We start from the raw sequence: 18,542 nt of genomic DNA on the forward strand, positions 1-18,542 counted from the left end.
CGCCCCGCGTCCCTTCCCAATGACATTTGTCATTACGCTGAGCCCATGACGCGCTCGGACAAGGACAAGCCGGTCGTCCTCTCCCGCATCTACACACGCACCGGCGACGACGGCACCACGGCGCTCAACGACATGAGCCGCGTCCCCAAGACCGACGCGCGGCTCGCCGCCTACGCCGACGTCGAGGAGGCCAACGCCCACCTCGGGGTGGCGCTCTCGCACGGCACGCTCCCCGCCGAGGTGGCGGAGGTGCTGGCCCGGGTGCAGAACGAGCTGTTCGACGTGGGGGCCGACCTCGCGACGCCGGTCGTGGCCGAACCGGAGTTCCCGCCGCTGCGGGTCGAGCAGGCGTACGTGGACCGGCTGGAGGCGCTCTGCGACCGCTTCAACGCCGACCTGAAGCCGCTGCGCAGCTTCATCCTGCCCGGGGGCGACCCGGCGACGGCGGCACTGCACGTGGCCCGGGTGACGGTCCGCCGGGCCGAGCGCACCACCTGGGCCGCGCTGGAGGCCCACGACGACATGAACCCGCTCACGGCCGCCTACCTGAACCGCCTGTCGGACCTGCTGTTCATCCTGTGCCGCGTGGCCCACCAGGGCCAAGAGATCCTCTGGAAGCCGGGCGCCACCCGCTGAACACTCCGGCGCCGGTCGACGGCTTGAACCCCTCAGACGGGTGCGGCGGGCCGTCACGGCGCCCGGCCCCGTGCGGGTCAGAGGCCGTCTCCCTAGAGGCCCTCGGCCCCGTACGCGGGGTGGCGGCCAGGCCGGCTGTGCCGTAGCAGAAGGAGATCTACGCGACGTCCAGGTACGCGCTCGGGGGAGCCGATTCGAGCCACGCGAGGAAACCGGTGAGCGCGTCGGCGCTCATCGCCAGCGAGATGTCCCGGGTGGAGCCGCCGCAGTCGATCGCGTACAGCCCGTTGTCCAGCTCGCGCCGGGAGGAAACGACGAGGCCGCGCCTCGCGATCGCGTGGCGCGGCCTCAGTCGCAGACCTATGAGCGGAATCCAGTGGAGCTCCCCGTCGGCGTAGCGGGCTACACCGCTGCGCCAGCCGTGGTCGGCTACCCGGATTCGACAGGGGACGCTGCCCCGCGAGCGGGCCAGCATGAAGCCGCGCAGGACCACCAGGGCGGCGAGCAGCAGCACGCAGATCAATACCGTCGCCACTACTGCCGCCCCCTAAGCCTTGGGTTGTTCAGACCTCTTCGCCCGCGGCACGCAGCCGTGCCCGGGCACGCTGGGCCTCGACCGCCGCGTCGGCGTCCTCCTGGTTGGCCTCGATCGAGGCCTGCGCCCGCTCCAGCGCGTCACGGGCGGCCGCGATGTCGACCTCGGAACCGAGCTCGGCCACCTCGGCGAGCACGGACACCTCGTCGTCGGCCACGGAGATGAACCCGCCGTGAACGGCCGCGACGAGTTCGCCCTCGCCCTCCCGCTTGACGCGCAGCACGCCGCCCTCGACCAGGACGCCGAGCACGGGTGCGTGTTGCGGCATAATACCGATCTCGCCGTCCACGGTCTTGGCAATCACCATGTCGGCCTCGCCCGACCAGATCTCACGCTCGGGCGAGACCACCCCTACGCGTAGCTTGGCCACTTGTGCAGGTTCCTTTCCGATCAGGTGGTGGCACGGCCTCGGCCGCACCACCACCGTATCTCCGGGCGGGCAACGCCCGCCCTATGGCCGGGGCGTCTAGCGCTCGAGTTCCTTCGCCTTGGCGATGGCCTGGTCGATGCCGCCGACCATGTAGAACGCCTGCTCGGGCAGGTGGTCGTACTCGCCGGCGCACAGACCCTTGAACGAGGCGATCGTCTCGTCCAGCGGGACGGTCTCGCCCGGCTGGCCGGTGAAGGCCTCGGCCGCGTACATCGGGTGCGACAGGAAGCGCTCGATGCGGCGGGCCCGCTGGACGGTGACCTTGTCCTCCTCGGACAGCTCGTCGATACCGAGGATCGCGATGATGTCCTGGAGCTCCCGGAACTTCTGCAGGATCCGCTTGGTCTCCTGGGCCACCCGGTAGTGCTCCTCGCCGACGATCTGCGGGTCGAGGATCCGGGAGGTGGAGTCCAGCGGGTCCACCGCCGGGTAGATGCCCTTCTCCGAGATCGGCCGCGACAGAACGGTCTGCGCGTCGAGGTGCGCGAACGCGTTGTGGGGGGCCGGGTCGGTGATGTCGTCGGCGGGCACGTAGATCGCCTGCATGGAGGTGATCGAGTGACCGCGCGTCGAGGTGATGCGCTCCTGGAGGACACCCATCTCGTCGGCCAGCGTCGGCTGGTAACCCACGGCGGACGGCATACGGCCGAGCAGCGTGGAGACCTCGGAACCGGCCTGCGTGAAGCGGAAGATGTTGTCGATGAAGAGCAGCACGTCCTGCTTCTGGACGTCGCGGAAGTACTCGGCCATCGTCAGGGCCGACAGGGCGACCCGCAGACGGGTGCCCGGCGGCTCGTCCATCTGACCGAACACCAGCGCGGTGTCCTTGAGGACGTCGGCCTCCTCCATCTCCAGCCAGAGGTCGTTGCCCTCACGGGTGCGCTCACCCACGCCGGCGAAGCACGAGGTGCCACCGAAGTTACGGGCGACGCGGCGGATCATCTCCTGGATCAGAACGGTCTTGCCGACACCGGCGCCACCGAACAGACCGATCTTGCCACCCTGCACGTACGGGGTGAGCAGGTCGATGACCTTGATGCCGGTGACGAGCAGCTCGGTGCGGGACTCGAGCTGGTCGAAGGCCGGCGACGGACGGTGGATGCCCCAACGCTCGGTGATCTTGAGCGAGGAGGTCGGCACGTCGAGCGTCTCGCCCAGCGCGTTCCACACGTGGCCCTTGACGACGTCGCCGACGGGCACCGAGATGGGCGCGCCGGTGTCGGTCACGGCCTGGCCGCGGACCAGGCCGTCGGTGGGCTGCATGGAGATGGCCCGGACGAGGTTGTCGCCCAGGTGCTGGGCCACCTCGAGGGTCAGGGTCTTGGTCTCGCCGCCGAGGGTCACCTCGACCTTGAGCGCGTTATAGATGTCGGGCATCGCCTCGACGGGGAACTCCACGTCGACGACGGCGCCGGTGACGCGCGCCACCCGGCCGGTGCCGCCCGCGGCACTCTCTACAGTCTCAACAGCCTCTGCAGTCATTTCACTCTTTCCCGGCTGCGGCGTCAGCCAGCGCGTTGGCGCCACCGACGATCTCGCTGATTTCCTGGGTGATCTCGGCCTGGCGAGCCTGGTTCATCTGCTGGGTCAGCACCCGCATCAGCTCGTTGGCGTTGTCGGTCGCCGACTTCATGGCGCGCCGCCGCGCGGCCTCCTCCGAGGCCGCGGACTGCAGCAGCGCCGTGAAGATACGGGACTCCACGTAGCGCGGCAGCAGCGACTCAAGCACGTCGCCCGCGGTCGGCTCGAACTCGAAGTACGGCGGGATCGTGGTGGACTCGCTCGCCTCGGTCTCCTCGACCTCCAGCGGCAGCACCCGCTTGACCACGACGTTCTGCGACAGCATCGAGACGAACTCGGTCGACACGATGTGGATCTCGTCGATGCCGTTCTCGTCCTTGAACGAGTCGATCAGCATCGCGGCGATCTCCTTGGCGTCGGCGTAGGCCGGCTTACGGGAGAAGCCGACCCAGCTGCCGCCCATCTCGCGGTTGCGGAAGGAGTGCCAGGTGACACCCTTGCGCCCGGTGACGAACGGCGTCACGGCCAGGCCGCGGCCCTCCAGCAGACCGCGCAGGGCCTCGGCCTCGCGCAGCACGTTGGCGTTGAAGCCGCCGCAGAACCCGCTGTCGCTGGTGACGATGAGGACGCCCGCCCTGGCGGGGTTGTCCTTCGCCACGGTCAGCGGATGGTCGACGCTCGCGGCGTTGCTGACGACGCCCGTGACGGCGCGAGTGATCTCACGCTCGTACGGCAGCGCCGCCTGCATCCGCTGCTGCGCCCTCACGATCCGTGAAGAGGCGATGAGCTCCTGGGCGCGCGTGATCTTCGCGGTCGACTTGACCGAGGTGATCCGCCGCCGCAGCAGCCTTAGCTGGGCACCCATGTCCTACTTCTTCTCCGCCGGGCGGACGACCTTCTGGATCTTCTCCTGGCCGACCTCGTCGGCGCCGAGCGGCGCCACCGGCTCGTCCCTGACCAGCAGCTCACCGGAGGAGGTGGTGAAGCCCTTCTTGAACTCCGTGATGGCGTCCTTGAGGGCGGTCACCGTGTCGTCCGACAGCTCGTTGGTCTCACGGATGGCGTCGAGGATGCCCTTGTTCGAGCTCTGGAGGTAGTCCAGGAACTCGCCCTCGAAGCGGCGGATGTCCTCGACCGGGACCTCGTCCAGCTCGCCGGTGGTGCCGCACCACACGGACACGACCTGCCGCTCGACGGGGAACGGGGAGTACTGCGGCTGCTTGAGCAGCTCGACGAGCCGCTGGCCACGCTCGAGCTGGGCGCGGGAGGCGGCGTCGAGGTCGGAGGCGAACGCGGCGAACGCCTCCAGGTCGCGGAACTGCGACAGCGACAGCTTCAGCGTGCCCGCGACCTTGCGCATTGCCTTGATCTGCGCCGAGCCGCCGACTCGGGAGACCGAGATGCCGACGTTGATGGCGGGGCGGACACCGGCGTTGAACAGGTCCGTCTCAAGGAAGCACTGACCGTCGGTGATGGAGATGACGTTGGTCGGGATGAACGCCGAGACGTCGTTGCCCTTCGTCTCGATGATCGGCAGACCGGTCATCGAGCCGCCGCCCATGTCGGCGGAGAGCTTGGCGCAGCGCTCCAGCAGACGGGAGTGGAGGTAGAACACGTCGCCCGGGAAGGCCTCACGGCCCGGCGGGCGGCGCAGCAGCAGGGAGACGGCGCGGTAGGCGTCGGCCTGCTTGGTCAGGTCGTCGAAGACGATCAGGACGTGCTTGCCCTGGTACATCCAGTGCTGGCCGAGGGCCGAGCCGGTGTAGGGGGCGAGGTACTTGTAACCGGCCGGGTCGGAGGCCGGGGAGGCGACGATGGTGGTGTACTCCATCGCGCCCGCCTCCTCCAGGCGGGACCTGACCTGCGCGATCGTCGAGCCCTTCTGGCCGATGGCGACGTAGACGCAGCGGACCTGCTTCTCCGGGTCGCCGGTGGCCCAGTTCTCGCGCTGGTTGAGGATGGTGTCCACGGCCACGGCGGTCTTGCCGGTGCCGCGGTCGCCGATGATCAGCTGGCGCTGGCCGCGGCCGATCGGCGTCATGGAGTCGATCGCCTTGATGCCGGTCTGCAGCGGCTGCTTCACGGGCTGCCGCTGGACGACCGAGGGGGCCTGGAGCTCGAGGGCGCGCACGCCCTCGCTCTCGATGGCGCCCTTGCCGTCGAGCGGGTTGCCCAGGGGGTCGACGACGCGGCCGAGGAAGCCGTCACCGACGGGCACGGACAGGACCTCGCCCGTCCGGCGGACCGTCTGGCCCTCCTCGATCTTGCTGAAGTCGCCCAGGATGACGACACCGATCTCACGGGTGTCGAGGTTCAGGGCCAGGCCGCGCGTGCCGTCCTCGAACTCCAGCAGTTCGTTCGCCATCGCCGAGGGAAGGCCGGAGACATGGGCGATGCCGTCGCCACAGTCGACGACGGTCCCGATCTCCTCGCGCGCGGCGCCTTCCGGTTCGTACGCCTGGACGAAGCGCTCAAGCGCGTCCCGGATCTCGTCCGGCCGGATCGTAAGCTCCGCCATCTCTACTCTGTCTCCCTCTTCGCCTAGCCGGCCAACCGGCGGCGGACTTCTTCGATTCGTCCCACAATGGTGGTGTCGATGATCTCGTCGCCGATGCGGACCGAGAAGCCACCGAGCACTCGCGGATCCACCTCGACGTTCAGGTGCACGTCGCGGCCGTAGGAGGTGCGCAGCCACGTCGCCAGGCGCTGCTTCTGCTCGCCGGTCAGCTCGACGGCGCTGCGCACCACTGCCACATAGCGCTGGCGCTGCTGCGCCACGAGCTGGCCGAACTCCTCCAGGCCTGCTTCCAGGCTACGTCCTCGCGGGTGGGCTGCCACCTGCGAGATGAGCCGCACGCTGGTCACCGCCGCCTTGCCGCTGAGCAGGTCGCTCAACAGCGCGCGCTTGCCCTCCTCCGGCGCGTCGGCGTCGGTGAGAGCGCGGCGCAGGGCGGGGTTGGCGGCGACGATGCGGCCGAAGCGGAAGAGCTCGTCCTCCACCTCGTCGATCGTGGCCCGGCTCTCGGCCTCCGCGGCGGCGGCGACGACGCCGAGCCGTTCGAGGACGTCGGCGAGGTCACCCGCGCGCGACCACCGGGCCGACACCGCGGCCTCGGCGGTGGCGAGCGCCGCCTCTCCGACCTTGCCCGCGAGCAGGGCCCGCACGGTGGCCGCCTTGGCCTCCGCCGGCCGCGACGGGTCGGACAGGGCGCGGCGCAGGCCGTGCTCGCGGTCGAGCAGATCGGTGATCGCGAACAGCTCGTCGGAGAGCTTGCCGAGGTCGGCGCTACCGGCGACCGCGTTGAAGCGCTCCTCGACCTCTGCCAGCGAGCTTCTGCTCAGGCCTCGCATTAGCGCACCGCCTGCGCGCTGGAGCTCTCGAGCTCGTCGAGGAAGCGGTCGACGGTGCGGCGCTGCCTGGCCTCGTCCTCGAGGGACTCGCCGACGATGCGGCCGGCCAGGTCGGTGGACAGGCGGCCGATCTCGGCCCGGAGCTGGGCGAACGCCTGCTGGCGGTCGGCCTCGATCTGGGCGTGCGCGGCCTCGATGAGGCGGCGGGCCTCGGCCTGCGCCTCTTCGCGGAGCTCCGCCTTGATCTGGGCGGCCTGCTCGCGAGCCTCCTCGCGGAGCCGGGCAGCCTCCTGCCGGGCCTCGGCCAGCTGGTCGCGGTACTGCTGCTGCAGCGCCTGCGCCTCGGCCTGGGCCTCCTCCGCCCTCTTGATGCCGCCTTCGATGGCGTCGGTGCGCTCGGCCAGCGTCTTCTGGATCCGCGGGACAAGCATCCGTCCGACGACGAAGAAGACGACGGCGAACGCGAAGATACCGACGACGAGCTCATAGGCATGCGGCATGAGGGGGTTGGCGCCCCCCTCCTCCGCGAGGAGCGTAGCTGCGATAGTCATGGATGCAGCCTTTCGTCAGGGATTCTTCTGGTCTTTAGAGGTTCGAGAAGATGAACGGCGCGACCAGACCGATCAGGGCGAGGGCCTCGGTGAGGACGAAGCCAAGGAGCATGTTCTGGCGGATCAGACCGTAAGCCTCGGGCTGGCGCGCGATGGCCTGCACGCCCTGACCGAAGATGATGCCGACGCCGATGCCGGGGCCGATGGCGGCGAGACCGTAACCGATGGCGGTGACGTTGCCGGAGACCTCAGCGAGAACGCTCATTGCTGTTTTCCTTTACTGGACGGCCGGTGAAGCGGAGTCTCACCGGTCATGGACATTCCGTTGGGTGGTTCTCAGTGCTCTGCGTGCAGCGAGCCGCCGATGTACATCGCGGCCAGCATGGCGAAGAGGAACGCCTGCAGGAACTGGATGAACATCTCGAAGCCGGTGAGGATGATGGTCATGACCACGCCGACGACACCGACGGGGGCGCCCAGGGGGGTCAGCTTCTCGAACAGGAACCAGAAGCCCACCATGCTGAAGAAGGCCAGCAGCATGTGACCGGCGAACATGTTGGCGAACAGTCGCACCGCGTGCGTGAAAGGTGCGATGATCATGTTCGAGAGGAACTCGATCGGGGCCAGCAGGAAGTAGATCGGCTTGGGCAGACCCGGCGGGAACATCATGTTCTTGAAGTAGCCGACGCCGCCCTGGTGCTTCACGCCCAGGTAGACCTTGAGGACGTAGATCGAGATCGCGAGGACGGCCGGGAAGGCGATGTGCGAGGCGACGGGGAACTGCAGGATGGGGATGACACCCATGAAGTTCCAGACCAGCACCAGGAAGAACACGCTGACCAGCAGGCCCATCCAGCGGTCGGCGTCCTTGCCCAGGAAGGGCCGCGCGACCTGGTCGCGGACGAACATGTAGCCGTACTCGACGACGTTCTGCACGCCCCTCGGTACGATCTTGGGGCTGGAGAAGGCTGCCCAGCAGAAGGCGATCACGAGGACCGAACTGAGGAGGGCGAGCAGCACCGGCTTGGTGAACCAGTCGACCCCGGGGATGATGGGGGGCAACTGGAACAGTTCTTCAGGCGTTGGCGCCCCGAACTCGTCGCCCGATGATGCCAGGACCGTCAGCGCACTCACGCGGCGTTCCCTTCAACGTCGTAGTGGATCACAACAGAAGTTTCTTCGGCGAGGCGGTCGCCGAACGGAGTCAGCGACCGTGCCGCCGGTAGACCGCGTAGCCGGCGAGCACCAGCCCAAGGACGATGCCTATGGGGAAGAACGCGGACATGTCGAGCCAGCGGTCCAGCAACCACCCGATGCCCCCGTAGACCGCCATCCCGGCGAGAAGATAGCTGGGGACCGCCCACATGGCGTCGGCGAAGTCGCGACCGTCTGACTCCGGCCGGCGTTCCTTTTCGCTCATCGCGCGCCCGACGATAGCAGGCGGACAGAGGACTAGTCATATCGGACCCGCCCGCCCGGCCACCGGCTCCATCAGTCGCCCTTCCCGGGGACCTTGGCCTCGGGGTCCACGTACAGCATCTTGGTCTTGACGAAGGCGCGGACCTCGAACGCCGTCCAGACGATGGTGCAGACCACTACGGACCAGGCGAACGCTTTGGGGTGCCACGCGCCGGTGTCGCCGAAGGCGACCAGCATCAGCATGACGGCCACCACCTTGACGAGGTAGCTGCCCATCGCTGCCATGGCCATGACTTGGGGGGAGACCTTTGCGGCATAGCTCACGGCTACCACGCTGATGCTGAAGAAAACCCCGACCAGCAAGGTCCCGACGACCGCTCCCAGCGCCCCCTTGCCGCCGACGACCACGAGGGCCACGACCGCGACGATCGCCCCCACCGCCAGGGTGGGAATCGCGGCGCTCTTGAGGACGCGCACGTCGTTGGCCTGCATCGGTGCTCCAGAAGGCAAGTTGTCAAGCGAGCGTTTGCTACCTACCGAGCATATGCATCGGAGGTCCCTGCTCGTGAAAGATATCACAAGCTCACGGAAGACCGCTTTTACCTGCCGTTTCTAGTTCGCGATCATGAACGGCCAGGAAAGGCGTGGATGACCGTTTCGCCGCCGCCGGCCTGCGCGCGCGCGTGCGGCGGCTCCTCCATCGGCCGGTTCGGCGGCCTGACCTCGCCCTTCGCCGGCAGGATCGGCGGCATGGGCCCGGTGGGCGGCCCGTCGTCGTCGGACGGTTCGCTGCCGCGCGTGTGCGCGCCGCCCCGTCCCCGCCAGCGCGGCGCGGCCATCAGCACCAGCACGCCGACCGCGAGCAGGATCACCACCGGGAAGAGCAGCACCGGCACACCCTGCCAGGACATCACGACCATGCCGAACGCGAACAGGAACGCCCAGGCGTACATGATGAGCACCGAGTGGCGGTGCGAGTGGCCGATGTCCATCAGCCGGTGGTGCAGGTGACCGCGGTCGGGCGCGAACGGCGACATGCCGTAGGAGGTGCGCCGCACGACGGCGGTGATCAGGTCGACCAGCGGCAGCACCAGGACGGCGGCGGGCAGCAGCAGCGGCAGCAGGACGGGGAACTTGTTCATCTCCTCGATGACGGCCGGGTCGAGCGGCGTGACCGTGACGATCGAGGAGGCGAGGACCAGGCCGATGAGCATGGCGCCGGTGTCGCCCATGAAGATCTTCGCCGGGTGGAAGTTGTGCGGCAGGAAGCCGAGGCAGGTGCCGATGAGGATGGCCGCGATGCCGGCCGTGGTGGTGATGTTGTCGCCGCTGATGCTCTTCGACAGGAAGATGGAGTAGGCCCAGGTCGCCATCGCGGCGATGCAGACGATGCCCGCGGCCAGGCCGTCGAGGCCGTCGACGAAGTTGACCGCGTTGATCGTGACGACCACCACCAGGATGGTGATGATCGTGCTCAGGGTGTAGTCGAGGCTGGTGGAGCCGCCCCAGTCCTTGGGCAGCGGTATGTAGACGAGCCGCAGGTCGAAGTAGACGAGGACGCCCGCGGCGGCGATCTGGCCGGCCAGCTTGATGAAGGGGTCCATGCCCCACCAGTCGTCCAGGAAGCCCGTGACGGTGATGAGGCCGCCCGCGATGATCAGGGCCCTCACCGGATTGCCCTCCGCCTCGGTGAGCGCCTTGCCGGTGTGGTCCAGTCCGCTGGCCACCAGCAGGCCCGCCACCAGCCCGCCGTACATCGCGAGGCCCCCCAGCCGGGGGGTCGGCGTCGTGTGCACGTCACGCTCGCGGATCTCCGGAGCGGCCCCTATGCGGATGGCGAAGCGGCGCACCAGCGGGACGAGGAGGTACGTCACCGCAGCCGCAATGAGCGCCATGAACAGGTATTCGCGCACGGTCCTAGTTTCGCGGATGCTCCGGGCCGCTGTGACCGGAAAACGACACAGACCGGCTTAATATTCGCTGAGATATGGCGGATGGATGGTCAGCAGCCCCGTCAGCAGCGCAGTCACGCGCTCCCGGATCCGCTCCGCGGCCCCGGACGCCGCAACGCCTCGGCCACCAGCGCGCCGATCTCGTTCAGCTCCTCCGGCTTCATGCCCTGGCTCGTGACGCACGACGTGCCGACGCGCACGCCCGGCGTCACCGCCGGAGGCTCCGGATCCTACGGGATCGCGTCGCGGTTCAGCGTGATCCCCGCCGCGGTTCAGCGTGATCCCCGCCGCGTCTCCGCCTCGGCGCCGAGACGCCGAGGCCGCGCAGGTGGCGCAGGTGGCGCAGGGCGACGAGCGCGAGGTGCGTGTCGGTGCCCCCGGACACCGGGCGCAGGCCCTCCGCGGCCGGCGCGTCGCACAGGGCCCGCGCGCCGGCGATGAGCTGGAGGCCGCCGTGGACCCGTCCGACCTCGTCCGGCAGCACGTGGGCCGGCGCAGGAGGCATCTTTCAGTCCTCTTGTGTGGTGGGCTCCCCCGTCACGTCCGTGGTGGATTCCCCCGTCACGAGAAGGCGTGGGGAGCGCCCGCCGAGCTCGGGATCCAGCGGGGTGTGTCGGCGGCCTCGTCGCTGATCGAGGTGAGCACCGCCTGACGGTACTGGGCGAGCCTGGAGCGCCACTCGGCGATGTCCTCGACGTACCTGGACCCCACGGGGGCGTCCCACGTCTGCGGGCTTCTGGCGAGCGTGTAGGCCTTGTCGAGGGCCTTTGTGAGCTCCTCCAGGAGGGGGTGGACGGTCTGCCAGGCGGTCACCAGGCGCTGGTATTCGGGATTGAACTCCCAGGCCCTCGGCTGGACGTCCAGCGGGTTGGTGCCGCCCGTCACGGGCGGGGTCTCCCCCGGGCGCATCGGCTGGGGGGCGGGCGGGTCGGCGAATGCCATCAGACGCTCCTGTACCGGGTGCCGGGGCCGTCGTGGTGGCCGTCGTCGTGGCCGTGGTGATGCGTCGTCGTCCCGTTGCCGCCGCCCCGGCCGTCCGGCTCCTGCCGGTCGCCGGTGGCGGGGAGGCGGTCGGCGTCCTGGGGGCCGGTGCTTGAGGGGGTGGTGTCCGGGGTGCCGGTGCCTGAGGGGCCGGTGTCCTGGATGCCAGTGCCCGAGGGATGGGCGTCCGGGAGGCCGGTGCCCGAGAGGCCGCTGTTGTACGGGGCGCCGGCGTCCGGGAGGGACGCGTCCGGGAGGCCGGGCTGACCCGCGTTGCCGATCTGGTCGAGGAGGGTGCGGAGGTCGTCGAGGCCGAGGGGCCCGGCGGGGACGGACACGACCTGGGGCGCACCGGCCGGGGTGAGCGGTTGGGCAGCGGTGACAGAGGTGGCCGCGGCCCCCGAGCTACCGGATGACGCGGGGGCCGTGGGGTCGATGACCACCGGGGAACCCTGGCCGGGCGTCGTGTCACGGCCAGGCGTGGTGTCGCGGATCACCCCGCCGTCACGGCCGGTCGTGGTGTCTCCACGGTCAGGCGTGGTGCGGTCGGGTGTCGTGTCGCGGTCAGGGGTGGTGCGGTCCGGTGTCGCGTCGCGGTCGGGCGAGGTGCGGTCGGGGGTGGAGTCGCGATCCGGAGGTGTGCGGTCGGGTGTCGTGTCGCGGTCCGGGGTGCTCCCGTCCGGGTCTCGGGGTGTGGTGGTGTCCTCACATCCGCTGTTGGTGCCGGTGCCGTCCACCTGACCAGGTGTGGTGCCCGTCGTACGGTCCGTCCCCGTACCGTCCGCGTGGCCGGGGGTGGTGTCGATCGGCTGGGCCGGGTGGGCACCGGTGCCGGACGTCGCGTCGGTCGGCTGGACAGGGTGGGCACCGCCGATCGGGGTCGCGTCGGCGGGCACCGTGCCGATCGGGTGAACCGGATGCGCACCACCGACCGAGACGCCTTCCGAAGGCACCGTGCCGATCGGATGAACCGGGTGCGCGCCACCTGGCGAGGCGCCGTCCGCGGGTGCGGCGCCGATGGGGGTGGACGGGGTCGCGGGTTGGGCGTCCCCCGAAGGGGCGGGCATCTCGATGGGCTGGACCTTGTCGAGGTTGTCCAGGATGTTGCTGATCTGCGCGGCCGTGGGCGGGTCGATGGGCACCTGGAGGACCTTCACACCGTCCACGACAACCACACGCGGTTTTTGCGGGTCGGAATCGTCGGGGTGGTCCTTGGCGGGGGTGTCGACGCGGTCGTCCGGGGATGTGGGGTCGGCCGGGGTCGCGGGATCGGCCGGAGTGGCGGGATCCGCCGGTGTGGCAGGAGTCGCCGGGTCCGCCGGAGTGGCGGGATCCGCTGGGGCGGTGGGGTTGACGCGGTCGCCTATGGGGTCCGGGGTGCCGGGGTCCGGGGTGCCGATGGGGTCGGCGGGTGTGAGGCCGGACGGGTCCGCGCCGGACTCGGCGCCACGATCGCGCCTGCTGCCCAGATCATCGTCCTTCGGCTCGTCCCGAGTGCCCGTGCCATCGCGAGTGCCCGTGTCGTCCCGAGCGCCGGCGTCCCTGGTGTCCGCGTCGTCCCGTGTTCCTGCGTCGTCGCAGGTGCCGGTGTCGCCGCCTGCGCGGGAGTCGCCGCGAGTGCCGCCGTCATCGCCTGTACGCGTGTCGCCACCAGTACGGGAGTCGCCGCGAGTGCCGCCGTCATCGTCGGTACGTGTGTCGCCACCGATGCGGGCGCCGTCACCGTCCTCGCAGGACCCGCCATCGTCTCGGGTTGTGCCGTCATCTCGGATCGTGCCGTCGTCCCGCGCCCTGTCGTCGGCGCCCCTCTTCGGGTCGTCGGCGGTCCTGGCGTCGTCCCGGCCGTCGTCCCTGGCGGGCCTGTCCTGATCGGTGGTCTTACCGTCGTCGCGGCCGTCCTCCCGGGCGGGCTTGGGGTCGTCGTCAGCCTTGGCGTCCGGTTTGGAGGGCTTGGGGTCGTCGCCCGTCTTGGCGTCGTCGCGGCCGTCCTCCCGGGCGGGCTTGGGGTCGTCGTCAGCCTTGGCGTCCGGTTTGGCGGGCTTGGGGTCGTCGCCCGTCTTGGCGTCCTCACCCTTCTTGGTGTCGTCGCCCTTCTTCGGCTGGCCGTCGTCCTTCGTGGGATGGTCGTCGGCCTTCTTCGGGGTGTCGTCCTTGGTGTCGGCGCCCACCGAGGGGCCGTGGTCACGGGGCTCGTCGGCGCGTTTCTCCAGCAGCCCGAGCCGTACCCGCACGTCCTTGACCATGGTGTCCGCGGCGTCCGCGACCTGGGCGGGGCGGTGCGCCGCGCGCGTCGGCAGGCCGGCGCGGGTCATGATCTGCGTGACCCGTCCCTCGGCGGCGCGCATCTGGGCGGCCGCGCGCCTGACCTCGGCCAGCAGGTCACGGACCAGCTCAGGATCCATGCCGTCGAACTTGCCCATGGGCTGCTCCCGGACGTCGTGGCCGCTCCGGAAGTCACCGTAGGCGTGAGTGGGGCGCGACCGCAGCCGGGATAAGCAGACGGTATACGTCAGTCGTCGGTGGCGACGTACCCGATGATGCCGCGCAGCTTCTCCACGGGGATCGCCCCGCGCCTCAGCAGCCGTGGCACCGCGGTGGTGAGGTCGAGGATGGTGGAGGGCGTGTTGTCGGTGGTCTTGCCGCCGTCGAGGTAGACGGAGACGGAGTCGCCGAGCTGCGCCTCGGCCTCGGCAGCGGTGACGGCGGCGGGCGCGCCCGAGCGGTTGGCGCTGGAGACGGCCATCGGCCCGGTCTCCTTGAGCAGGTCGAGCGCCACCGGATGGAGCGGCATGCGGACCGCGACCGTGCCCTTGGTGTCGCCGAGGTCCCACGACAGGGCCCGGTTGGCCTTGCAGACGAGGGTGAGCGGTCCCGGCCAGAAGGCGTCGATGAGGTCCTGCCCGTATGGCCCGAGGTCCTCGACGAGCGCCCCGGCGGCGCGGACCGTGCCGACGAGGACGGGCGGCGGCATGTCACGGCCCCGGCCCTTGGCGTCCAGCAGCGCCGTCACGGCCGCCGGCGTGAACGCGTCGGCGCCGATGCCGTAGACGGTGTCGGTCGGAAGGACCACCAGGTCGCCGCGGCGCACGGCGGAGGCGGCCTCGATCAGGCCCTCGGCGCGCTGTTCGAGGTCCGAGCAGTCAAAGGTTCTTCCCACGGCGTGCATCCTAGTCAGTCGGGCTAGTCGGGCTCGTCCTGGCCGAGCCTCGCGGTGACGAAGCGGTCCCTGCGGGTCAGGTCCTGGCGCAGGCGGACGTCGCGCCAGCCGCTGGACTCGGGGAACGTCAGGTAGACGGCGTTGCCCTGCTCGTCGGCGTGCTCGACGGCCACCCAGCCGCCGGGACGCAGCAGCCGCCGGGCCGTGCGCTCGACCGCGCGCACCTCGCCGAGGCCGTCGTCGCCGGTGCCGTACAGCGCCCGCGAGGGGTCGTAGTCGCGCACCTCGGGGTCGCGCGGGATGGCGCCGGGCGGGATGTAGGGGGGGTTGGAGATGACCAGGTCGACCTTGCCGTTGAGCTCGGGGAGCGCCTCGGCGAGGTCCTCCGGGTGCAGGTGGACGCGGCCCTGCCCGTGTTCGGTGATGTTGCGCTTGGCCCAGCCGTACGCGTCGGGATCGAGCTCGACGGCGTGGACCTCGGCGAGCGCGACCTCCTGGGCGATCGACAGCGCGATCGCGCCGGAGCCGGTGCCGAGATCGACGACCAGCGGCGCGGCGACGTCCATCGCCCGCAGCGTGTCGATCGCCCAGCCGGCCATGACCTCGGTCTCGGGGCGCGGCACGAACACGCCGGGCCCCACCTTGAGCTCCAGGTAGCGGAAGTAGGCGTGGCCGGTGATGTGCTGCAGCGGCTCACGCGCCTCGCGGCGGGCGATGCCCTCCCAGAACAGGGCGTCGAAGTCGGCGTCCCTCACCGTGTGCAGCTCGCTCCTGCGCACGCCGTGAACGAATGCCGCGATCTCCTCCGCGTCGGTGCGCGGCGAGGGCACACCTGCCTCGGCCAGCCGGGCGGTGGCGAGCGCGATCTCGTCCAGCAGAAATGTCATGAGTGTTGTGCGAGCTTCTCCGCCATCTCGGCGTCGATGAGTGCCTGGGTGACGGCGTTGAGCTCGCCGTCGAGGACCTGGTCGAGGTTATACGCCTTGAAGCCGACGCGGTGGTCGGAGATGCGGTTCTCGGGGAAGTTGTAGGTGCGGATGCGCTCGGAGCGGTCGACGGTGCGGACCTGCGACTTGCGCTCGGCCTGCGCGGCGGCGTCGGCCTGCTCCTGGGCGATGGCCAGCAGCCGGGCGCGCAGGATGCGCAGCGCCGACTCCTTGTTCTGGAGCTGGCTCTTCTCGTTCTGGCAGGAGACGACCACGCCGGTGGGCAGGTGGGTGATGCGGACCGCGGAGTCGGTGGTGTTGACGCTCTGGCCGCCGGGGCCGCTGGAGCGGTAGACGTCGACGCGCAGGTCGTTGGGGTCGATGTTGACATCGACCTCCTCGGCCTCCGGGTAGACGAGCACGCCCGCGGCGCTGGTGTGGATGCGGCCCTGCGACTCGGTGACGGGCACCCGCTGCACGCGGTGGACGCCGCCCTCGAACTTGAGCCTGGACCACACGCCCTCGTCGCCCTTGGCCTTGATGCCGACCGTGACGTCCTTGTAGCCGCCGAGGTCGGAGGGCTGGGTGTCGATGATCTCGGTCTTCCAGCCGAGCCGCTCGGCGTAGCGGAGATACATGCGCAGCAGGTCGCCGGCGAACAGCGCGGACTCCTCGCCGCCCTCGCCCGCCTTGATCTCCATGATGATGTCCTTGTCATCATTGGGATCGCGCGGGATCAGCAGGTGCTTGAGGCGCTCCTCCAGCTTGGGGACGCGCTCCTCCAGCTCGGCCGCCTCGGCCGCGAACGTCTCGTCCTCGCCCGCGAGCTCCTTGGCCGTGGCCAGGTCGTCGCGGACCGACTCCAGCTCGCGGTAGGTCGCGACGATGGGCGTGAGCTGGGAGTAGCGCCTGCCGAAGGTGCGGGCCTGGTGCTGGTCGGCGTGCACGGCGGGGTCGGCGAGCCGCAGCTCCAGCTCGGAATACTCCTTGAGCAACTCGTCGAGGTTCACCGTGGGTCCTTCTGCTTGGTTTTCCGGCCGTTCACCAACAACGCCGACCCGGCCGCACCCTTGCGTGCGTCCGGGCCGGCGTCGGTGAAGCTACTTGCCCGAAGGCTTCTTGCCGAAGCGCTTCTCGAAGCGGGCCACCCGGCCGCCGGTGTCGAGGATCTTCTGCTTGCCCGTGTAGAACGGGTGGCAGGCCGAGCACACGTCGGCGTGGATCACGCCGTTCTTCGCGGTGCTGCGCGTCGTGAAGGTGTTGCCGCAGGTGCAGGTCACCTGGGTCACGTTGTAGTCAGGGTGGATGTCGCGCTTCATTGCTGTCCTTTCGGGGTGCGGCCGCCGGGTCGCCTGATAACGCGCCGAGCGCGTCGGCGGGAGCCGGAACCGCTACGGGTCAGCTACCAGTGTGCCAGATCCTTCAACCAGCCCAGGCCACACGGCATTCCCCGCCGGTATGGCAAATCCTTATGACGCGGTCATGACCGTCACACTAGGCTCCAGCGCACAAACCATCACTTACGTCTCATAAGGATTGCGATCAGATGATGAAGGGGATGCGGCTGCTCATAGCGGCCGCCACGGGGGCTGCGCTTCTCCTCGGAGGTGTGCACCTCTCGGCCGCGAACGCGGCCACGGCCGGTCCGGACTTCTCCGGCGCGGTCTCGTCCGACGCGTTCATCCCGCTCGACAGGGACGTCGAGGTCACCGTGACGCTGCAGCTGAAGGACCCGGGGACCGTCAGCGCCGTCAGCGGCACCATCACGCCGCCCGGAGGCTCCGAGCGGCCGGTGGGCTTCGGCTTCCAGCCGTCCTCCGCGGCGGAGACCCCGGTGACCGGGCGTTTCGGCATCGGCAAGGACGATCCCGCCGGCAGCTGGCGGATGACCGTCAAGGTCACCCGGAGCGGCGCCACCCGGGACAACGCCTTCGTGATCGACGTCTCGGCCTCGCAGGGCATCCGCGACGCGTCGGTCCGGCCGAACCCCGTGCAGCTCGTCAAGGGCAAGGACGTCAAGGTCTCGGTCCGAGCGGGGGTCACCGACGCCACGTCCGTGTCGGCCAAGCTGATCAGCGACGAGAGCAACGAGGCGTTCGATCTGGGCGACCTCGCGCTCTACTCCGACGGCTCCTACCGCGGCGAGACGTACTTCGCCGACGACACCGCGCCCGGCTCCTGGACGCTCGAGGTCGTCGCCACCCGGGGCGGGCAGTCACTGAAGGGCGTCGCCTCGTTCACCGTGAAGGCCCCCACCGGAGGCGCGTCCAAGAAGGCGAAGACCAGGGTGACGATCAGCGCCCCGGCCAAGGTGGCCAAGGGCCGTTCGGTCAAGGTCCAGGGCAAGGTCTACCGCGGCTCCAAGGCGTACCCGGGCAAGCGGCTGGAGGTCTACTTCAAGGCCAAGGGCTCCAAGACGTACAAGCTGCTGGGCTTCACCAAGAGCAACGCCTCGGGCAAGTACGTCAAGACGTACACGGCCCGCAAGGACGGCTACTTCCGCGTCAAGGCGCCGGGCACGGCCACGGCCCGCAGCGCCCTGTCGCCGCAGGAGTTCGTGGACGTCCGCCCCTGAGCGTCACCGCCCCGGGTGACGTCCGTCCCTGAAGCTCGCCCCTTCTCGCCTACCGGCCCAGGCAGGTGAGCACGGCGAGGACCCGCCGATGGTCCTCGGGCGCCGGCCCGAGGGCCGGCTTGGCGAAGATGCTGGAGACGTGCTTCTCCACGGCGCCCTCCGTGACCACCAGCCGTGAGGCGATGGCGGTGTCGGGCCTCGCTGGCCGCCGCGTGCTTGGCCAGGTTCGCCGGCGCCTCGGCCACGATGAAGTACGCAATGCTCTCCACGGCCGCCGGCGGCCGGTCCTTCACCTCCAGCGACACGTCCACACGGATCGGGGCGCGGGCGGCCGGCGCCGACAGGGCCGCGGCCCCGCTTGCTGCACGAGTCGCTTCATTCCAGCTCCTTCCGTGACGAATAACGCGGACGCCGCCCAGAAGAGCAGTGATCCCGACGCCACGGCCAC

22 protein-coding genes are annotated in these 18,542 nt (G+C 69.9%); 2 read left to right on the plus strand and 20 right to left on the minus strand.

From position 1 onward, the window contains the following. Positions 1 to 45: 45 nt before the first annotated feature. Positions 46 to 636: a cob(I)yrinic acid a,c-diamide adenosyltransferase gene (locus tag AB0H81_RS21470; protein WP_358377140.1), complete on the plus strand. Its 591-nt coding sequence runs from the start codon at positions 46 to 48 to the stop codon at positions 634 to 636. A 157-nt stretch (positions 637 to 793) separates the two neighbouring features. Here AB0H81_RS21470 and AB0H81_RS21475 read toward each other — a convergent pair whose 3' ends face one another. The 20 genes from AB0H81_RS21475 to rpmE all read right to left on the minus strand — a co-directional run bounded on the left by AB0H81_RS21475 (position 794) and on the right by rpmE (position 16,838). After that, the gene (locus tag AB0H81_RS21475; protein ID WP_358377143.1) at positions 794 to 1,171 is read right to left on the minus strand and encodes a DUF2550 domain-containing protein; all 378 of its coding nucleotides are present in this window, start codon (positions 1,169 to 1,171) and stop codon (positions 794 to 796) included. A 28-nt stretch (positions 1,172 to 1,199) separates the two neighbouring features. Continuing rightward, positions 1,200 to 1,601 carry a F0F1 ATP synthase subunit epsilon gene (locus AB0H81_RS21480; RefSeq protein WP_358377146.1) on the minus strand — a complete coding sequence of 134 codons (402 nt, stop codon included), beginning with the start codon at positions 1,599 to 1,601 and terminating at the stop codon, positions 1,200 to 1,202. 96 nt (positions 1,602 to 1,697) lie between these two features. Beyond that, positions 1,698 to 3,143, minus strand: coding sequence for a F0F1 ATP synthase subunit beta (atpD, locus tag AB0H81_RS21485; RefSeq protein ID WP_358377148.1), 1,446 nt, complete (start codon positions 3,141 to 3,143; stop codon positions 1,698 to 1,700). 1 nt (position 3,144) lies between these two features. After that, positions 3,145 to 4,047 (minus strand): F0F1 ATP synthase subunit gamma, encoded by a 903-nt coding sequence (locus AB0H81_RS21490; RefSeq protein WP_358377151.1) that lies wholly within the window; start codon positions 4,045 to 4,047, stop codon positions 3,145 to 3,147. 3 nt (positions 4,048 to 4,050) lie between these two features. After that, positions 4,051 to 5,700 carry a F0F1 ATP synthase subunit alpha gene (gene atpA, locus AB0H81_RS21495; protein ID WP_358377154.1) on the minus strand — a complete coding sequence of 550 codons (1,650 nt, stop codon included), beginning with the start codon at positions 5,698 to 5,700 and terminating at the stop codon, positions 4,051 to 4,053. A gap of 23 nt (positions 5,701 to 5,723) precedes the next feature. Further along, positions 5,724 to 6,533 (minus strand): F0F1 ATP synthase subunit delta, encoded by an 810-nt coding sequence (locus AB0H81_RS21500; protein WP_358377157.1) that lies wholly within the window; start codon positions 6,531 to 6,533, stop codon positions 5,724 to 5,726. After that, positions 6,533 to 7,084, minus strand: coding sequence for a F0F1 ATP synthase subunit B (locus tag AB0H81_RS21505; protein WP_358377160.1), 552 nt, complete (start codon positions 7,082 to 7,084; stop codon positions 6,533 to 6,535). The genes AB0H81_RS21500 and AB0H81_RS21505 overlap by 1 nt, the downstream gene beginning before the upstream one ends. Before the next feature lie 34 nt (positions 7,085 to 7,118). Continuing rightward, entirely contained in the window at positions 7,119 to 7,349 is a 231-nt protein-coding gene (gene atpE, locus AB0H81_RS21510; protein WP_253766913.1) for an ATP synthase F0 subunit C, read from the minus strand. A 71-nt stretch (positions 7,350 to 7,420) separates the two neighbouring features. Next, entirely contained in the window at positions 7,421 to 8,218 is a 798-nt protein-coding gene (gene atpB / locus AB0H81_RS21515) for a F0F1 ATP synthase subunit A (protein WP_358377163.1), read from the minus strand. 70 nt (positions 8,219 to 8,288) lie between these two features. Then, entirely contained in the window at positions 8,289 to 8,504 is a 216-nt protein-coding gene (locus AB0H81_RS21520; RefSeq protein ID WP_357626363.1) for an AtpZ/AtpI family protein, read from the minus strand. 71 nt (positions 8,505 to 8,575) lie between these two features. After that, positions 8,576 to 8,995, minus strand: coding sequence for a hypothetical protein (locus AB0H81_RS21525; protein ID WP_358377166.1), 420 nt, complete (start codon positions 8,993 to 8,995; stop codon positions 8,576 to 8,578). Between the two features lie 131 nt (positions 8,996 to 9,126). Next, on the minus strand, positions 9,127 to 10,416 hold the full coding sequence (locus tag AB0H81_RS21530; RefSeq protein WP_358377169.1) for an MraY family glycosyltransferase: 1,290 nt from the start codon (positions 10,414 to 10,416) through the stop codon (positions 9,127 to 9,129). A gap of 113 nt (positions 10,417 to 10,529) precedes the next feature. Next, positions 10,530 to 10,667 (minus strand): hypothetical protein, encoded by a 138-nt coding sequence (locus AB0H81_RS21535; protein ID WP_358377172.1) that lies wholly within the window; start codon positions 10,665 to 10,667, stop codon positions 10,530 to 10,532. A gap of 38 nt (positions 10,668 to 10,705) precedes the next feature. Continuing rightward, positions 10,706 to 10,960 (minus strand): hypothetical protein, encoded by a 255-nt coding sequence (locus tag AB0H81_RS21540; protein ID WP_358377175.1) that lies wholly within the window; start codon positions 10,958 to 10,960, stop codon positions 10,706 to 10,708. Between the two features lie 56 nt (positions 10,961 to 11,016). Beyond that, a complete protein-coding gene (locus tag AB0H81_RS21545) occupies positions 11,017 to 11,397 on the minus strand; it encodes a hypothetical protein (protein ID WP_175594066.1) in 381 nt (126 codons plus the stop codon). Beyond that, on the minus strand, positions 11,397 to 13,856 hold the full coding sequence (locus tag AB0H81_RS21550; RefSeq protein ID WP_358377179.1) for a hypothetical protein: 2,460 nt from the start codon (positions 13,854 to 13,856) through the stop codon (positions 11,397 to 11,399). Before AB0H81_RS21550 ends, AB0H81_RS21545 begins: the two co-directional genes overlap by 1 nt. An 89-nt stretch (positions 13,857 to 13,945) precedes the next feature. After that, positions 13,946 to 14,593 (minus strand): L-threonylcarbamoyladenylate synthase, encoded by a 648-nt coding sequence (locus AB0H81_RS21555; protein ID WP_358377182.1) that lies wholly within the window; start codon positions 14,591 to 14,593, stop codon positions 13,946 to 13,948. Positions 14,594 to 14,616: 23 nt separating this feature from the next. Beyond that, positions 14,617 to 15,480: a peptide chain release factor N(5)-glutamine methyltransferase gene (gene prmC / locus AB0H81_RS21560; RefSeq protein WP_358377185.1), complete on the minus strand. Its 864-nt coding sequence runs from the start codon at positions 15,478 to 15,480 to the stop codon at positions 14,617 to 14,619. Beyond that, positions 15,477 to 16,529 carry a peptide chain release factor 1 gene (gene prfA / locus AB0H81_RS21565; RefSeq protein WP_358377188.1) on the minus strand — a complete coding sequence of 351 codons (1,053 nt, stop codon included), beginning with the start codon at positions 16,527 to 16,529 and terminating at the stop codon, positions 15,477 to 15,479. Before prfA ends, prmC begins: the two co-directional genes overlap by 4 nt. A gap of 90 nt (positions 16,530 to 16,619) precedes the next feature. Beyond that, a complete protein-coding gene (gene rpmE / locus AB0H81_RS21570) occupies positions 16,620 to 16,838 on the minus strand; it encodes a 50S ribosomal protein L31 (protein ID WP_175594071.1) in 219 nt (72 codons plus the stop codon). Between the two features lie 227 nt (positions 16,839 to 17,065). Between rpmE and AB0H81_RS21575 the strand changes: the two genes are divergently transcribed. Continuing rightward, entirely contained in the window at positions 17,066 to 18,094 is a 1,029-nt protein-coding gene (locus tag AB0H81_RS21575; protein ID WP_358377191.1) for a hypothetical protein, read from the plus strand. The last annotated feature ends 448 nt before the right edge of the window (positions 18,095 to 18,542 follow it).

The sequence above is a fragment of the Nonomuraea sp. NPDC050691 genome, from assembly GCF_040654455.1.
GTDB lineage: Bacteria > Actinomycetota > Actinomycetes > Streptosporangiales > Streptosporangiaceae > Nonomuraea.

Bases quoted from the DNA above. Each gene is read 5' to 3' on its own strand.
- atpE (WP_253766913.1), bottom strand. From the start codon at position 7,349: ATGAGCGTTCTCGCTGAGGTCTCCGGCAACGTCACCGCCATCGGTTAC.
- AB0H81_RS21575 (WP_358377191.1), top strand. From the start codon at position 17,066: ATGATGAAGGGGATGCGGCTGCTCATAGCGGCCGCCACGGGGGCTGCG.
- AB0H81_RS21470 (WP_358377140.1), top strand. From the start codon at position 46: ATGACGCGCTCGGACAAGGACAAGCCGGTCGTCCTCTCCCGCATCTAC.
- atpD (WP_358377148.1), bottom strand. From the start codon at position 3,143: ATGACTGCAGAGGCTGTTGAGACTGTAGAGAGTGCCGCGGGCGGCACC.
- AB0H81_RS21505 (WP_358377160.1), bottom strand. From the start codon at position 7,084: ATGACTATCGCAGCTACGCTCCTCGCGGAGGAGGGGGGCGCCAACCCC.
- AB0H81_RS21540 (WP_358377175.1), bottom strand. From the start codon at position 10,960: ATGCCTCCTGCGCCGGCCCACGTGCTGCCGGACGAGGTCGGACGGGTC.
- AB0H81_RS21545 (WP_175594066.1), bottom strand. From the start codon at position 11,397: ATGGCATTCGCCGACCCGCCCGCCCCCCAGCCGATGCGCCCGGGGGAG.
- prmC (WP_358377185.1), bottom strand. From the start codon at position 15,480: ATGACATTTCTGCTGGACGAGATCGCGCTCGCCACCGCCCGGCTGGCC.
- AB0H81_RS21525 (WP_358377166.1), bottom strand. From the start codon at position 8,995: ATGCAGGCCAACGACGTGCGCGTCCTCAAGAGCGCCGCGATTCCCACC.
- AB0H81_RS21490 (WP_358377151.1), bottom strand. From the start codon at position 4,047: ATGGGTGCCCAGCTAAGGCTGCTGCGGCGGCGGATCACCTCGGTCAAG.
- atpA (WP_358377154.1), bottom strand. From the start codon at position 5,700: ATGGCGGAGCTTACGATCCGGCCGGACGAGATCCGGGACGCGCTTGAG.
- AB0H81_RS21520 (WP_357626363.1), bottom strand. From the start codon at position 8,504: ATGAGCGAAAAGGAACGCCGGCCGGAGTCAGACGGTCGCGACTTCGCC.
- AB0H81_RS21550 (WP_358377179.1), bottom strand. From the start codon at position 13,856: ATGGGCAAGTTCGACGGCATGGATCCTGAGCTGGTCCGTGACCTGCTG.
- AB0H81_RS21500 (WP_358377157.1), bottom strand. From the start codon at position 6,533: ATGCGAGGCCTGAGCAGAAGCTCGCTGGCAGAGGTCGAGGAGCGCTTC.
- rpmE (WP_175594071.1), bottom strand. From the start codon at position 16,838: ATGAAGCGCGACATCCACCCTGACTACAACGTGACCCAGGTGACCTGC.